We start from the raw sequence: 14,075 nt of genomic DNA, 5'->3' as shown, positions 1-14,075 counted from the left end.
CCGGACCCGCCAGAGGCTCCAGGTCAAGTCGCGGCTCGGCAGTTGCTAGACTCTGGTTTCAAAGGTTACACTTTTTACTTGACAGTCTCCCGAAACAACCATGTTGATCAGCACAAACGACATCATATCTGCTGCTGTTGTGTCCTGTACGCTGCCCTCACCGATCAAGGCGATCCACAAACTGGCCAAAATCGAAAGCCTGAGGATGGAGCTTAAAATGAAGAAATACGAGTTTGCCCGATACGTAAACCGCTGTAAAAATGCCTTCCACATAAAGACGATGTAGACACGCAGCATCTCGACCCCCTCCTATCTTCCTTTTTGTGACAAATCAATTTCTAGCATCATCCAACATTCAACATCTTTTGTCAATATACAGGCGGTCATTTCTTGTGCAATCGGTTCGGGCCGAAGCCCAGGCGTGCATTCACGCTCCCAATCAACAAAGACAATAAAATCATCTGTATTTCTAAGATTTCCTCCAATCCTATTCAGTGTTAGAAATTTGTTTTCGAAAGAGGTAAAATTCCCTATTATGGTATCACGACTTATTCGGCTCTTTTGCCAGTTACTTCAATGACAAAGCAGACCGCTTTTCAGCAGCCTGCTTAGTTTCACTAATGTATCCGTTAGCTTAATCTCCTTGCGTACTTTTTGCCGAAACAGGGTACCATTTTAAGTCTTCTACTCTAAAATAATTTGTTTCAGGATAGCGATACTCATAAAGAACCTTTCCGTTCTCATTAAAAGCCTTTGCGTTATAATCATTCCATGGGATTGATTTATCCCAATAAAATGTGATCGGTTCATTTAACTCTGCTTTCTTTCTTAATCTATTCCCATCAGGTCCAACCTCTAAATAAGATACCGTAGGGTCATTCAATAAAACGCTGAAAACGGTCGCCGCTCTTCCTTTGTCATCCGAATATGAGGTTCCGCCTATTGTTTTAATGGGGTCTTCGTTATGAAAATAATACGTGGACATTCTTGAAACCCACAAAAACCCAAACGTTTTGAAACTTATTGCTGTAATCGGCTTTTCAGATGAATCGAAAATGAATACTTTTCCCCATGGATAGTCAACTTTATCTAATAAAACTGAATCTTTCGGTACAGATGAGTTCGCTCTGGCAGCACTTAATGCGTTTAATTTGTACGCGCCTAAAATAAAAAATAACGTGACCAACAACAATAAAATTACACTTGTAAACATTTGTCTTGTTTTCGTTTTATTTCCCCCCAAGCATTAAAACCGTTAGTTGCTTTTACTATCTGTTTCCATTTATACGCTTCAATAGCCGTAAAGTTGTGGAAACCTGCCCGTTAGGTGAGCGAGGCTGCCGATTGATTTCCGACAACCTCATGGTGTATGCAATACGCTCACCAAAATTTCCACCAAGGGGCATTTAATTTCTTTACTTCATTAACATCCAACTCAAGTCCATCGAACTTTATATCTGTATTAACTACAGATATCAGCAATAGATCCGTTATTTCTAATAAGGCTTCAATACTCAGTTTGCATAATGGAGTTGTAATTTGAATTATTTGTGTTGAATCACCTTGGTTATAAATAGTTGCGTCAAAATCATCACCTTGGAAATTTTTCTTTAATGTCTTTGCTTGTTCGTATGAGTTTGAGATGAATACTCCTTTAATTCGCCCCTTATCCCCTGTTTTTATATCCATCTCACGTAGTTTCTGCCAAAGTGCTTTCGTGAGTTCATGGTGTTTTAATCTTTCAGTAGAGTCGATTAATTCGATTCCTGCATAACCACTCATTTATGTATCCCCCGATTTAATAGGAATCTGCTCGGTCCGGGTTAATTGGGTCCCACTGATCAGCAGTAGTTCAACAGTTATTTAGAAAAGACAAGTTACATAATCAAAAGGTTCTACCCCTGTTATCGGTGCTTTTGAATCTTTATTGAAGACATTTCCTTGATGGCCATAGTAAGAATCCTGCCGTTAGTTTAGCCCGCCGTGTGACCCCCCCGACTAGAAACTCATGTACACAGTACAACGGCGCTACGGGATGCGTGGGCTTACCTGTTTTCGTAAGCGGTCAAATGTTACCGGGGAGTTGGAACTATCAGTTCATAGACTCTGTCGAAATCGTCCCGCATCCGTTGAATAATGCAAAATTTTGAAAACAATTGTTCAAGGCTGTTCGCAGTTGCTTTGTTGGCTTTATGTCGTTCTCGTACCAGATGTTTTTAACAATAAGCGTCCCGGCTTTTCGCTCCGCGATTACCTCGGCTCGTCCGATGAGGCTTTCTCCGTATAGTAGAGGCAATACATAATAGCCAAATTTCCGTTTGATTGCAGGCGTGTAAATCTCCCAGGTGTAATCGAATCCAAACAATTCGTTGATCAGTTTTCTGTCCCATATGAAAGGATCTAGCGGGGCAATCAACTCGCAGCGACATTTCGGCGCCGGATTTTGCAGGACGGCTTCAATAAGCGGCAAATCCTCCGCGCGGCAGTACAGTATATCCTTCATTTGTTCCACGGCAACAGCAACAATGCGAGCCTCGTGCAGCAGCTTGCGGAAAACCTCGTTGCGCTGCTCCGCTTTCAATCCCCATATGTTCAGCCAGGCATCGGATGCGCGATTCCATAAAAGGCCAACAGCGCCGATTCGACGCAGTACCCGCCACTTATGATGCTCAAGCTCGTCCTCCAGCGGCTCCGGCGCATTCAGCAGATTTGGCTGTATGTACTTCCCGGCTATATCATAATATCTTGATACAGCAACTCGGCGAGCATGTTCTTGGTAAATCCTTTGATTCGCGACTGCAACACCAGTTCGGCGCTTTTTCCGCAAACATCGATGGGATCGTATTGAATACAGCCGACCTGCCGCACAAAATCCGATACTCCCTGCTTTCCGGTAAATTGATATTCGTCCAACAGCCCGTGCTTCAATAGAAGAAATTGCCGTGCCTGACGGTTCGTCAACTGGATCATGAACACATCGGCTCCTTAACGAAACAAACGGGAGCTTGCACATGATGATGGATGGCGAGGTTACTTATCTCAATGAAGTTAGTATTTGCTTTTTTCCATAATGAGGGTATCCAATGGGGAGCTTCATTAGCAAACTTCTTTCCTAATTTTCCAATAACCGAAAATTGCTCTTTTTCAATGATTTCTACCACGCCTATTCCCCCTATCCGTTGGAAAACACAAAAAACAAACACACGTTCCCACAAAATGTTACCATTGTCTCTAGCATAAAAACAAGAGCTTTTGTGAAATAACTGCCCGTCAGCGCAACACCGGGAGCCGAATCTTGATCGATGCATAGGTACTAGATTCCTCCTCAAATCCCGACTAAACGCACGGAATTATAAGTAATTAGACCCTCCACCAAAAGTCATAAACCCTTAACAAATTTGATCTTGTGCTTCCCCAGCATCGATACTATACTGGAGATCAAAGAAAATAGTTCCAGAGGAGGACTTGCATGTCTGACATTCGACAAGGGAGTCAAATTGTGATTCCCGAAAACCCCGTATCGCATTTTTTATTCTCCAGCACACGTTCGGCACTCATCTGGCTCGTAATTCGCGTTTATCTGGGCTACAACTGGATTAAGGCCGGCTGGGGCAAGGTGACCAGCGACACTTGGACCGGCGACAAAGCGGGCGCTTCGATTCAAGGGTTCGTCAAAGGCGCTTTGGCCAAAGCCGAAGGCGGCAAGGACGTCACGGGCTGGTACGCGTCGTTCCTGGAGAACACCGTTCTCCCGAACGCCAAAGTATTCTCGTACATGGTCGCTTACGGCGAAGTGCTCGTCGGTCTTGGCCTGATCGTCGGGTTGTTGACGGGGATCGCCGCATTTTTCGGCGGCCTCATGAACGTCAGCTTCCTGTTCGCCGGAACCGTCAGCACGAACCCGCTGCTGTTCGTTCTCGCCACTTGGCTGGTGCTCGGATGGAAGGTAGCCGGCTGGTACGGCTTGGACCGCTGGGCGCTGACATACCTCGGTACTCCTTGGAACCGGGCCAAGAAAAAGTCGGATACGACTTCCGCTTGATTGCGGCCGCTGCCCGGCGCATATGAGTATGGAAACGGTGATAACGGGGCTGTCCGGAAAGTCAGTGAAAGCTGACTTCCGGAGGCCCCGTTTCAGTTTAATCCTTCTTTTGTTCAAAAGCTTATTCCTATGCTGGACAGGAACTCCAGGCTCTGCACGACAGATTTGTTTATATATTCATTAATTTTACTATTGTCATCCTCAAAAAGCTCCAAAGGCTCATGCATGAGAGCCTCATCGATTTGAAAATCTTTTCGCAACTCCTCGAGTAAGACAGGTAAAAAATCTACGTTATAACCATGAATGTGAATTGAAGGCAAGATGTGCTCATGAAGTTTTTTAACTGTAAAGTCGACACAAAAAAGGCCGGAAAACAGGAAGTCGTTTTCCGGCCAACTTTACTTTTAGAGACTAATTAGACAAAAATCAATAATGGGATAAGTCCGTTATTCAGGCTTGGCCGGGAAATTCAGCTCCGGCATCCACCGGCTCATATGACGGCGGATCATTTCTTCGTGTGCCGCGGTGTCGGGAATTTGGTCCGCTCCGGCTTCCCATACCGGCACTACCTTGTACTTCCGCCAGTTGGTCATCGAGATCCAGGTCGGGATAAACGACGGATGCTTAACCTCGATTCGCGATGTTCCGCCTGTCGCCGTTTTCTCGATCTCCAGCCGGAGAATGCCGCCGGTTCGCTTGTTCTCGCCTTCCTGGGCTGCGATAAAATTACCGAGCGAATAAACGACAAATGTTTTACGGCCCGTGCCGGTTTCGATCCACTCGGCCGGTTGAAGCACGTGAGGGTGGTGGCCGATCACGATGTCGGCTCCCGCTTCTGCGGCTTCGCGGGCAAACTTTTTCTGACTGTCGTTCGGGAGATCCTTGTACTCTTGACCGAAATGCGCGCTGACGACGACGACATCGGCCACCCGGCGGGCCGCCTCAATATCCGCCGCCGCGCGGTTCGTATCAATCAGATTAACCAGATATGGCTTGCCGGCCGGGACGGGAATGCCATTCGTACCGTACGTGTAAGACAAGAAAGCGATCTTGATGCCCTTGACGTCGACCACTCTTATCGTGTCGCGGTCTTCCTCCGAACCGTATACGCCTACGGTCGTCATCCCCAGCTTGCGCCAATGGGCCAGCGCGTTCGCTATAGCCCTCTCTCCACCGTCCATCGAATGATTGTTGGCGAGACTGACGACGTCGAAGCCGATCGTCTTCAGCGCATCTCCAATCTCGTAAGGGCTGTTGAAGCGGGGATAATCCGACAAGCCCAGCGCTTCCCCCCCGATCATGCTCTCCTGATTGGCGATGGCGATATCGGCCTCCTCGATATACGTCCGGACCCGCTCGAACATCGGTACAAAATCATAGCCTTCCTGCTTTTTCGCATCCTTGTAGATCGAGCTGTGAATAAGTACGTCTCCGATCGCAGCCAGCGTCACCTTCGTCGTTACAGGCGGTTCTTGAACCACGGGAGGCGGTTGCGGCGGCTCGGGAGGGCCGGTGGACCCGGATGGCATCCCCTCGGTCCCGCCTCGTCCGGTGACGCCGGGATCGGGCGACGGGCGACGGTCGTCGCCTGCCGCCTGCCGGCCTGGCGGCGCTTCAGGCCCGGAGTGCCGCTCCGCCCCCGAACATCCGGCGACCAACAAAAGAAGTACCGCAAACCACAAAAGGAGCGGTCTCGCAATCGGCCTACAATCCCGCACTGCGACTCCCTCCTTTTTATAAGGTATCAAGTATAATGATTCATCAGCATCAGCTAAGCTGAGCTTATTGTCTTTTCATATCTAGTATTAAACCGAACGGCAGCGTCTCAACCTTGGGAATCTTTGCTCCCTCTTGTCTTCACCTCGGCCAGGCTGCGAATCGGGTCGAAGCCTCCGGACACTTCCATCATGTTGCCGGTCAGAAAATCGGATTGCGGCAAACACAAAAAAGTGATGACCCGCGCTACATCCTCGCCGCTTCCTTGCCGGATGCCGGGAAACTCCTCATCATGCAGATGAAGCACCTCGTCGATTCCTTTTTCCTTATTCGCCCCCCGAATATCTCCCGGACATACCATATTAACGGTAATGCCGTATTCCGCCTGCTCAGCCGCAAGCGTTTTCGTAAACGAAACGAGCCCGACCTTGGCCGCCGCATACACGGCCCGGTGAGGCCAGCCCCGGGCTTCCGCCGCCAGACCGAAGCCGAAATGGATAATGCGTCCCCACCGATTACGCCTCATATGCGGAAGCACGCAATGATCGAGCTCCAAAACGCCAAGCAGATTGCCGCGCATCATATAGTCAATCTCGTCGAGGGAATAAGCATCGAACGTACGCCGCTCCCGCACGAACGGACCTGCATTGTTGACCAGAATATCGATCGGTCCTAACGTTTCCGCAACCACTTCCGTCATCCGGGTATTGTCTTCACGTACCGCTACGTCCGCGCGCACCGCCATAGCCCGTACCCCTTTGGCCTCCAGCCGTGCGACCAGTTCGAACGCCTCGCGTTCGCTGTTCATATAGCTGACCGCCACATCGCAGCCGAGATCGGCAAGGGCGAGCGCCGTCCGTTTGCCGAGTCCCTTCGCGCTTCCCGTAACGAGCGCGATTTTTCCGTGAAGCATGGGAGCTTCCTCCTTTTCTTCATCGTTCAACCGCGTTTACGTTTTTTTGCGATGATGCACATAGGTGAAAACGGTCGATAATGTCCGGCATACCATCTCCAACCCCTGCTCCAGATCGTTCAGGTTGGCATCCAGATCTTCTATGTAGGTCCGGTCCGCCCGGCACAAATCGACATGAAGCAAATCGTCGAGCATCTCGGTATTGACCAGATGGATCTCCATGTTGCGTTTTTGGCGAAGCCGGGCGAGCGGCTCCTTGTACTGCTCTTTAATGTCATATAGCAGCCCTTCCAGGCCGGGTTCCGCATTGCGGTGTTTCATCTGGCGAAGAACGGTGAAGTACGAGAACTTATGCTTGACGCGTTCGGATTTGAGCCGCAGCAGATCGTTCAGGAAATAGCCGAGCTTGTCGAGAATCGAGAACAGGCGGATAAATCCGTTCTTGTAGAAATAAACGTGGCGCCGGTAATCGGCTCGTTCCTCCGGCGACATCTTCTCTTCCTGATCGTGCGTCACCTCTGCGCGAAACTTGGAAGCGCAGTATACGCTCTGCTCCAGCTCGTCCAGGGCGTTCGTGAGTCCACGGGCCCACAGCTCGTAACGCGTATATTTGCCGCACTGCGGAGTCTGCTCGTCAATCAGCTCCGTAAGCAGCTTGCGGTATCGGGTAATGGCGCGGACGGCTTCAAGAAGAGACCCGGAATCGGTACGCTTGGGCTCTTCAAACCAAGCTCGGAACAATAAGAGTCACCGCCTCGAGTAAAGTATGAAAACGTGCCGGAGCTGCGGAAACGCCCTTTTGATGCGGGCAGCAGTCACCCGCCGGGATCGCCGGCGGCCAGCGTTTTAGTGTTGACCCTCTACCGTTCGCTTATACGTCCGGCTCCTGCGAAGCTTACCCTTTCTTGTAAGATCGCCAAGCCAGCACACTCATATAGCATAACACGCCGAACAAGCCCGATACGAGCACGACGTGAATTAACGCCGTCAGCAAATACCAGTCGCTTGCGAGCGTCCAGACGACCGATGCGCCGCTGAAAATTTGCAGCACGGTCAGCAGCAGCGCCCAGCGCGCAGAAGAGCGCAGCAGCTTCGAAGCGTTGCCTTGGCTGCCCGACTTATACGTGATATATGCGATGAGGATCAGCAGCAGCACGGCCGCTACCCGGTGGGCAAAGGCGATGCCGGTCGCCCCTTCGAGCGAGGGTACGACTTGACCGTTGCACAGCGGCCAGCCGAGACAGCCGCCGACCGATTCCGTATGCCGGACGAAAGCTCCGATGTACACGACTACGTAGCTGTAAATCGTCGTAGCCCAGATCAGCTTGATCATGTTGCGCGTCATAACGGGGGCATGCACGTCTTCGCTCCCGGCCTGCCCCTTGCCTGACGCTCCCCTGCTCCCTGACGGAACGTAAGCGCCGGTCCGGATGCCGATCACCAGAAGCAGCGAAGCGGAAAAGGCGACGAGCGAAAATCCGAAGTGTAGCGCCATCACCGCATCCGACTGCGGAAATACGACCGCCAGCGCTCCGAGAATCGCTTGCAGGATCGTAAAAAACAAAGTGCTGTAAGCGAACAGCTGCGCTTCCCGGCTGTGCCGGAGCTTCATGAAGGTCGCTATCGCCGCGCCCAGCACGAGCAACCCTACCGCCGCACTGACGAACCGGTGGCTGTACTCGATCATCGACTCGATCGTATAAGCCGGAACGAACTTGCCGTTGCATAAGGGCCAGTCGGTCCCGCAGCCTTCTCCCGACTCCGTCTTCGTCACGAGAGCTCCCATAAACAGAACGAGCCCCATCCCAATGGCGGAACCCATCGACAGCCATCTCAAATGTTTACCCATGGATGCACACCTACTTTATGTTCAATCGCGTTCCGAGAAAGTCGAAAATTGCGTCAAGTCCAATTATAGCGATTCTAACTCAGCAAATCCATTTCGGAAATGTGAACATCCTCCCTGCTCGGCCGATTTTCGCCGTTTAGCCATATCTGCATCGAGCATCCGGGCGGCCGGTGTCCCGATACGTCCGGAAAAACAGCAAAAGCCTTCCCCTCCGGGAAAGGCTTTCCGTAAATATACTCCGTATGTTCTTCGGCGGGCGGGCAGAACTGATCGGAATCGCGGAAGCGGAAAACATCCCGGCTTCGCTCCCGGGCCTCAATCGAACAGCCTCACGCTCCGGTTACTTCGCAGCGGCTTGAGCCGCTTCTACGACTTGGTCGAGAAACTGCTCGATTTCCTCGCGCGTTTTGCGGAGCTTGCTTACGAAGCGGCCGAGCTCTTCGCTTCGGCTAAAGCCGATAAAGCTCGGAATGCCGAGAATATTGTATGTCTCGCACAGATCCGGAAGCTCGTCGCGGTCAATCTGAACAAACGTCAGCTTGTCTGCGTACGCCTTCTCTACATCGGGCATAAACGGATCGATATAATGGCAATCCTTGCACCAGGTCGTCTTAAATACGGCAACGGTCGGTTTCTCTTGAGCGATCGCATCGTAAAACGCCTGCTCCGTTCTGATCGGTTCCATGTCGTGCACCTCCGGTCCGACCAGTTATTAGGTCGGTTTTACAGCTTGTTATAGCACGATGAGTCGGCAATGTCAATGTGTCTGCATATGACCATCGGTACCGGGTTGTATACCGATCCGTCGGAACGCGCCCATACATCCGCCTTTTATCTGGCTGCTCCTTCCTTCTGGCTGAACATGCATGAATTCATTATTTTACAATTCATACTAAAACAGAGCGGCGGAACCGTTCGGGAAGGGCGATTACTTCCCCCCCGGGCAGGCTGGAGGAAGAAAATAACGTTTTACATTTTATTGCAAAAGTGATATCATAAATATATCAAAAGAACATCACTTCCAAGGAGAGATGCACATGACAGAGAGAAAAACATGGCACGTTAGCGGATACTTCGGACTTTTGTTCATCGCGTTGCTGGTCGCACTAACCATCTACTCTTTCGTGCAGGAGCGATTCGTGCTCGGAGTGCTGCTGGCCGTAGCCGCCTTCCTGTTGTTGACCTCCATCACGGTCATTCAGCCTAATCAGTCGAATGTAGTTACATTCTTCGGCAAATATTTGGGGACGGTGCGCAAGGACGGCATATGGATCGTCGTTCCGTTCAGCAGCCGGAAAAAGTTGTCGCTGCGGGTGCGCAACTTCAACAGCGCCAAGCTGAAAGTGAACGATATCGACGGCAATCCGATCGAGATCGCCGCCGTCGTCGTCTTCCGGGTAATCGATACGGCCAAAGCGATGTTCGATGTCGATAATTACGAGCAGTTCGTGGAGATTCAGAGCGAGACCGCTCTGCGCCATGTAGCCAGCAAATATCCTTATGACAATCTGGACGGAGGCGGATATTCGCTGCGCGGCAATACGGAGGAAGTGGCGGCCGAGCTCGCCAAGGAGCTGCAGAGCCGATTGTCGGTAGCGGGAGTCGAAGTAATCGAGGCTCGCCTGACCCATCTGGCGTATTCGACCGAGATTGCCAGCGCTATGCTGCAGCGCCAGCAGGCGGCGGCGATCATCTCGGCCCGCGAGAAAATCGTGGAAGGCGCGGTCGGAATGGTGCAGATGGCGATCGCCCAATTGGAGCGCAACGGGTTGGCGCTCGACGAAGAACGGAAAGCGGCTATGGTCAACAATCTGATGGTGGCGATCGTATCCGACCGCGGCGCCCAGCCGGTTGTCAACTCCGGCTCGCTCTACTGACGGTGGCGTCATGTCTGCCAAAAAAAGCTTTCCCCTCCGCATCGACCCGAAGCTGTACGAAATATTGGAGCGGTGGGCCGCTGACGAATTCCGCAGCGTAAACTCGCATCTTGAGTATTTGCTGCGCGATGCCGCCAGCAAAGCCGGACGACTGCCGGGAGGCCGTTATCCGCCGCCGGAATCGCCGCCTTCTTCAGACACAAACTAACAAGCGCAGCCTTCGGGCTGCGCTTGTTAGTTTGTACATGCCGAATCCGAATCGGAGTCTGGTCGTGTCCAGCCTCATCACGGGCATTACCTGACGATTTTATCGATCAGCCCGTAAGCGAGCGCTTCCTCCGCGGTAAAAAACTTGTCGCGGTCCGTATCCCGTTCGATCGTCTCGATCGACTGCCCGGTTCTCTCCGCCAGGATGCCGTTCGTGAGCGCGCGCGTGCGCAGCATCCAGTCCGTGCGGATTTTAATATCCGTCGTCTGGCCTTGCGTGCCTCCCCACGGCTGATGGATCATCACCTCGGCGTTCGGCAGCGCCGCCCTTTTCCCTTTGGCCCCGCCGACCAAAATAATCGAGCCCGCCGAAGCGGCCATCCCGACGCAAATCGTAGCGACATCCGGCTTGATGTACTGCATCGTATCGTAAATCGCCATACAAGCCGTCGTCGACCCGCCCGGCGAATTGATGTACAGGCTGATATCCTTCTCCGGATCGTCCGCCGCCAGGAACAACAGCTGCGCCACAATCGCATTGGCCATCTGATCGTTAAACTCCGTGCCTATAAATACGATGCGATCCTTGAGCAAGCGCGAATAAATATCGTAGGATCGTTCCCCCCGGCTGCTCTGTTCGATGACCATCGGCAAATATAAAGACATGTGAACACCTCCGTTATTGTCCTCGAATTTCGTTTCGCTGCAAACCCCAGCCTGGCATTTCAACTGCCGACTGCCGCCTTATGCCGCCATACGTACCGTACCGCCGTCCGGCTTGACCGTTCTCGTCCAAAATCCGGCGCCTACGTACGTTACGGTCCCCGCTGGCTTCGCTTCCCCCGCTTGCCCCGGCAAAGCCGTCGTCACGACCGTCGGCTCGAGCACCGGCTCTGCTTTGGCCCCTCTCGGGGGCGGGTTAACGGCAGACACCGGAGCATGCCCTGAAGATCCGGATCTAATGAACAAACGTATTTCCGCAACAGACGTCCGCTCCCCGCGTACACCGCGCTCCGCCTTGCGGGGCGATCTCTTCCGGCTGCCACGCGCTGTGCTGATCGCGACATTCCGTTCACCAGCTTGCTTCCGGTCCATTTAATCCTCTCCCTCGCCAATAGTCGGGTATACAGCCACAAGCACCTGATACGTTTCTTCTGGAGCGGGAGCATCCGCAGCTGCAGATGAACTTCCTTCGGGCAGCCCAGCACCATACTTCTCCGTCAGCCGCCGAACCGCTTCCAGATATTCCTGAACGAAAGATTGCCTCGCTTCCTCGCCGGCCAGACGGACCGTCGCCGACAGCGAAGCGCTGTGCACCGTCTCTCCCGCTTCCGTCTTCTCCATCAGCTTAACGGCGTCCCGCTTCAGCTTGTCGGACGTCCCGATCAGATGGGATAACGAAGCGTCTTCTTTCATCCGTCTGGCCGCTGAGGGTTCAAGTCCAAGCGCATCCGACAGTACGAACGTTTTGGCGATCGCCTGATACAGCACCTCGACCAGGTTGCGGACTTGCCGGGTTCCCGTCTTGCGTACAAGCCCGACTTTCTCAAGTGCTTTCAGATGGTAATTGATCCGCTGCGGCGTCTCTCCCATCGCCCGGCCGACCTCGGCTGCGGAGACAGGGGTTCGCATATGGCTGACGATCTGTCCCCGGAGCGGGTTCAGCAGAACGACCGCCTGCTCGGGGTTTACCACCGTGTATGTTTCTGCAAGCTCGAAAGCATCCAACATTACTCACCACACAATACAAATTGTTTACGTAAAAATATATTATTACGTTACGATTCTTTTGTCAAGAACACTCCGCCCTTCAACTGCAGACTGGAAAAACCGGATGGAACCGCCTCCAGCGATGCATGACGGAATCTGCCCGCTCCGTCCGAATGGGAGATCATTCCGGTCCATATACTGAACGTATACGAACCCACTTGGAGGAGGATCGCGAATGAACCGTACCGGCACTCCGTCCCGGCTGGAGGAGTTTCTCCGCCGCATCAAGTCCATTCCCGGGGGATTGGCCGCTTACTGGAGCGGCAAGCTGTCAGGCTGGCTTCAATCGGAGAAGCTGGCCGAAGAAGCGTCCGCGCTGCCCATCGCCCGGGACGAGATCCGCAGATTGCGCAAGTCTGCGCTGCACGGGCAGACCGCCTTCTCCGCTCCCCAGGCGCTGACGCCGGATGAACAGTCGCTAGTCGTCTCCATCCGCGAAGAAACGGAGCGCTTCAACCGCAACAACTTAACGAGAACGGCGGCGTACTGGAACGTTTTCTCACGGACCCCCGAGCTGCACTGGGCTTTTTTGGCCCATATGGTTTCCCGCAACGGAGGCTGGACGATGACCGATCTGAAGGGCGGGCTGCTCCCACGGCTGCTGTCGGGCAAAAGGGCGGAAGCGATATTCGCGCTGCTGGAGCGGGCCAACGGGTTAATTTTTCAGGATGCGTATCCTCAGCTTCGGCTGTATGAAGCTTCCGTCCAACGCAAACAGCCTTTATTCCATTTGCTTCGCGAATTCGATGTGTCGGCTTTTATGAGGCCGGTATGGGAGCAGTTCTGGGCCGAACGCAATTCCGCTCTGCTTACCGTCGCCCTGATCGTGAATGAACAACACTATATCGAAGGCCGCGTCGTGCAGGACAGTTATTTTCGCCGAACCGTTCTGGATACGCCTGCCTTTCAAGCCCAATCGCTGCTGCAAATGAACATGATCGTGTTCCCCTACTTGGCCGAAGGGAACTCCGCCGTCCTCTCTCGCCCGGATACCGCCTACCGGCTCGCGGGACTTGTAATCGAGGACTTTACGGACCTTCGCGAACGGATTGCTTTCGGCAAAAAGCTATACGCGATTCTTTTCGCCGTTCCCGGCATAACCCGCGGCGCCCGCGACTTCGCCGCCGGCAAACCGTACAGCGGCTCCCGGGCGGACTACTGGCCGCATCTGTTCGCTCCGGTCCGCAGATACGCGCCGGCCGCCGTCTACACGGCCAAGCTGGAAGGAGGCCTATTAAAGCCGGGAGCCGAACCGTTTTACAGCCCGAAGCTGGAATACGTGTGGCCAGACGTTCCTTTTCAGGCCGTCGATCGTTACGACTGGCACGACTCCTGCAAAGACGCCTTCGTCTGGTTCGAATCGCCGCATCCTCCGGCATCCTTCGAGATCACGAACGAATACACCTTTTCCCTGAACAAGCTGGAGCTGGCCGTCCTGGCCGGGGAGCTGCTGTTTGAATAAGCGCGGGGAACGGAACAAGACAAAAAAAGAGACCCGCAAGCAACGGGCCGCGGGTCTAACAGATCTATATATCAAAAAGGGGGTCGACTTTTATTATAGGCGCTTATCATTAAGGGAAGATGAATTTCATATTTCATTTTTATTACAAACTATAAATGAGCAAATTCGCTTCCAGTAAACTGTAAAATCAAAAGAATAGAGACAAAGCGCGCTCCTTGTGGTAAAAAGTAGTCACCACA

At 52.7% G+C, this 14,075-nt stretch carries 18 protein-coding genes; 4 read left to right on the top strand and 14 right to left on the bottom strand.

Annotated features, from left to right (window positions below; all coding sequences use genetic code 11):
* Positions 1–45 precede the first annotated feature (45 nt).
* The 6 genes from IDH45_RS33390 to IDH45_RS33370 form a co-directional block, all read right to left on the bottom strand.
* The gene (locus IDH45_RS33390; protein WP_190932489.1) at positions 46–297 is read right to left on the bottom strand and encodes a hypothetical protein; all 252 of its coding nucleotides are present in this window, start codon (positions 295–297) and stop codon (positions 46–48) included.
* Positions 298–634: 337 nt separating this feature from the next.
* A complete protein-coding gene (locus IDH45_RS33385; RefSeq protein ID WP_190932488.1) occupies positions 635–1,213 on the bottom strand; it encodes a hypothetical protein in 579 nt (192 codons plus the stop codon).
* Between the two features lie 167 nt (positions 1,214–1,380).
* Positions 1,381–1,782 (bottom strand): hypothetical protein, encoded by a 402-nt coding sequence (locus tag IDH45_RS33380; protein WP_190932487.1) that lies wholly within the window; start codon positions 1,780–1,782, stop codon positions 1,381–1,383.
* Positions 1,783–2,092: 310 nt separating this feature from the next.
* Entirely contained in the window at positions 2,093–2,827 is a 735-nt protein-coding gene (locus tag IDH45_RS33375) for a DNA glycosylase AlkZ-like family protein (protein ID WP_223837251.1), read from the bottom strand.
* A complete protein-coding gene (locus IDH45_RS34540) occupies positions 2,731–2,970 on the bottom strand; it encodes a hypothetical protein (protein WP_223837250.1) in 240 nt (79 codons plus the stop codon). The genes IDH45_RS33375 and IDH45_RS34540 overlap by 97 nt, the downstream gene beginning before the upstream one ends.
* Positions 2,967–3,161, bottom strand: coding sequence for a hypothetical protein (locus tag IDH45_RS33370; RefSeq protein ID WP_190932486.1), 195 nt, complete (start codon positions 3,159–3,161; stop codon positions 2,967–2,969). The genes IDH45_RS34540 and IDH45_RS33370 overlap by 4 nt, the downstream gene beginning before the upstream one ends.
* Positions 3,162–3,469: 308 nt before the next feature.
* Here IDH45_RS33370 and IDH45_RS33365 point away from each other — a divergent pair, with 308 nt between their 5' ends.
* Entirely contained in the window at positions 3,470–4,042 is a 573-nt protein-coding gene (locus IDH45_RS33365) for a DoxX family protein (protein ID WP_190932485.1), read from the top strand.
* 446 nt (positions 4,043–4,488) lie between these two features.
* On the opposite strand, the gene IDH45_RS33360 is transcribed toward IDH45_RS33365, so the two are convergent.
* The 5 genes from IDH45_RS33360 to IDH45_RS33340 form a co-directional block, all read right to left on the bottom strand.
* Complete coding sequence (locus IDH45_RS33360) at positions 4,489–5,760, bottom strand: CapA family protein (protein ID WP_317891331.1); 1,272 nt, start codon at positions 5,758–5,760, stop codon at positions 4,489–4,491.
* Between the two features lie 107 nt (positions 5,761–5,867).
* Positions 5,868–6,671, bottom strand: coding sequence for an SDR family oxidoreductase (locus IDH45_RS33355; RefSeq protein WP_190932484.1), 804 nt, complete (start codon positions 6,669–6,671; stop codon positions 5,868–5,870).
* A gap of 36 nt (positions 6,672–6,707) precedes the next feature.
* A complete protein-coding gene (locus IDH45_RS33350) occupies positions 6,708–7,412 on the bottom strand; it encodes a Cthe_2314 family HEPN domain-containing protein (RefSeq protein ID WP_190932483.1) in 705 nt (234 codons plus the stop codon).
* 154 nt (positions 7,413–7,566) lie between these two features.
* Complete coding sequence (locus IDH45_RS33345; RefSeq protein ID WP_190932482.1) at positions 7,567–8,520, bottom strand: COX15/CtaA family protein; 954 nt, start codon at positions 8,518–8,520, stop codon at positions 7,567–7,569.
* A 340-nt stretch (positions 8,521–8,860) separates the two neighbouring features.
* Positions 8,861–9,205, bottom strand: coding sequence for a thioredoxin family protein (locus IDH45_RS33340; RefSeq protein ID WP_190932481.1), 345 nt, complete (start codon positions 9,203–9,205; stop codon positions 8,861–8,863).
* A gap of 352 nt (positions 9,206–9,557) precedes the next feature.
* Here IDH45_RS33340 and IDH45_RS33335 point away from each other — a divergent pair, with 352 nt between their 5' ends.
* The gene (locus IDH45_RS33335; protein ID WP_190932480.1) at positions 9,558–10,397 is read left to right on the top strand and encodes an SPFH domain-containing protein; all 840 of its coding nucleotides are present in this window, start codon (positions 9,558–9,560) and stop codon (positions 10,395–10,397) included.
* Between the two features lie 10 nt (positions 10,398–10,407).
* Positions 10,408–10,605 (top strand): hypothetical protein, encoded by a 198-nt coding sequence (locus IDH45_RS33330; protein WP_190932479.1) that lies wholly within the window; start codon positions 10,408–10,410, stop codon positions 10,603–10,605.
* Between the two features lie 86 nt (positions 10,606–10,691).
* Here IDH45_RS33330 and clpP read toward each other — a convergent pair whose 3' ends face one another.
* The 3 genes from clpP to IDH45_RS33315 form a co-directional block, all read right to left on the bottom strand.
* The gene (clpP, locus tag IDH45_RS33325; protein WP_190932478.1) at positions 10,692–11,270 is read right to left on the bottom strand and encodes an ATP-dependent Clp endopeptidase proteolytic subunit ClpP; all 579 of its coding nucleotides are present in this window, start codon (positions 11,268–11,270) and stop codon (positions 10,692–10,694) included.
* A gap of 78 nt (positions 11,271–11,348) precedes the next feature.
* Positions 11,349–11,699, bottom strand: a complete 351-nt coding sequence (locus IDH45_RS33320) for a hypothetical protein (protein WP_190932477.1) — start codon at positions 11,697–11,699, stop codon at positions 11,349–11,351.
* Positions 11,700–12,335, bottom strand: a complete 636-nt coding sequence (locus tag IDH45_RS33315; RefSeq protein WP_190932476.1) for a winged helix-turn-helix domain-containing protein — start codon at positions 12,333–12,335, stop codon at positions 11,700–11,702.
* Between the two features lie 214 nt (positions 12,336–12,549).
* Here IDH45_RS33315 and IDH45_RS33310 point away from each other — a divergent pair, with 214 nt between their 5' ends.
* Positions 12,550–13,836, top strand: coding sequence for a DUF2515 family protein (locus tag IDH45_RS33310; protein WP_190932475.1), 1,287 nt, complete (start codon positions 12,550–12,552; stop codon positions 13,834–13,836).
* The last annotated feature ends 239 nt before the right edge of the window (positions 13,837–14,075 follow it).

The organism is Paenibacillus oceani, assembly GCF_014705615.1.
GTDB classification, from domain to species: domain Bacteria; phylum Bacillota; class Bacilli; order Paenibacillales; family NBRC-103111; genus Paenibacillus_AB; species Paenibacillus_AB oceani.
The sequence above is the reverse complement of the archived record's forward strand: the minus strand, read 5'-3'. Positions and strand labels throughout refer to the sequence as shown.

What these genes read in the sequence shown, in the direction of transcription:
- IDH45_RS33315 (WP_190932476.1), bottom strand. Translation starts at nt 12,335, where the DNA reads ATGTTGGATGCTTTCGAGCTTGCAGAAACATACACGGTGGTAAACCCC.
- IDH45_RS33330 (WP_190932479.1), top strand. Translation starts at nt 10,408, where the DNA reads ATGTCTGCCAAAAAAAGCTTTCCCCTCCGCATCGACCCGAAGCTGTAC.
- IDH45_RS33390 (WP_190932489.1), bottom strand. Translation starts at nt 297, where the DNA reads ATGCTGCGTGTCTACATCGTCTTTATGTGGAAGGCATTTTTACAGCGG.
- IDH45_RS33310 (WP_190932475.1), top strand. Translation starts at nt 12,550, where the DNA reads ATGAACCGTACCGGCACTCCGTCCCGGCTGGAGGAGTTTCTCCGCCGC.
- clpP (WP_190932478.1), bottom strand. Translation starts at nt 11,270, where the DNA reads ATGTCTTTATATTTGCCGATGGTCATCGAACAGAGCAGCCGGGGGGAA.
- IDH45_RS33380 (WP_190932487.1), bottom strand. Translation starts at nt 1,782, where the DNA reads ATGAGTGGTTATGCAGGAATCGAATTAATCGACTCTACTGAAAGATTA.
- IDH45_RS33365 (WP_190932485.1), top strand. Translation starts at nt 3,470, where the DNA reads ATGTCTGACATTCGACAAGGGAGTCAAATTGTGATTCCCGAAAACCCC.
- IDH45_RS33335 (WP_190932480.1), top strand. Translation starts at nt 9,558, where the DNA reads ATGACAGAGAGAAAAACATGGCACGTTAGCGGATACTTCGGACTTTTG.
- IDH45_RS33340 (WP_190932481.1), bottom strand. Translation starts at nt 9,205, where the DNA reads ATGGAACCGATCAGAACGGAGCAGGCGTTTTACGATGCGATCGCTCAA.
- IDH45_RS33355 (WP_190932484.1), bottom strand. Translation starts at nt 6,671, where the DNA reads ATGCTTCACGGAAAAATCGCGCTCGTTACGGGAAGCGCGAAGGGACTC.
- IDH45_RS33345 (WP_190932482.1), bottom strand. Translation starts at nt 8,520, where the DNA reads ATGGGTAAACATTTGAGATGGCTGTCGATGGGTTCCGCCATTGGGATG.
- IDH45_RS33320 (WP_190932477.1), bottom strand. Translation starts at nt 11,699, where the DNA reads ATGGACCGGAAGCAAGCTGGTGAACGGAATGTCGCGATCAGCACAGCG.
- IDH45_RS34540 (WP_223837250.1), bottom strand. Translation starts at nt 2,970, where the DNA reads ATGATCCAGTTGACGAACCGTCAGGCACGGCAATTTCTTCTATTGAAG.
- IDH45_RS33385 (WP_190932488.1), bottom strand. Translation starts at nt 1,213, where the DNA reads ATGTTTACAAGTGTAATTTTATTGTTGTTGGTCACGTTATTTTTTATT.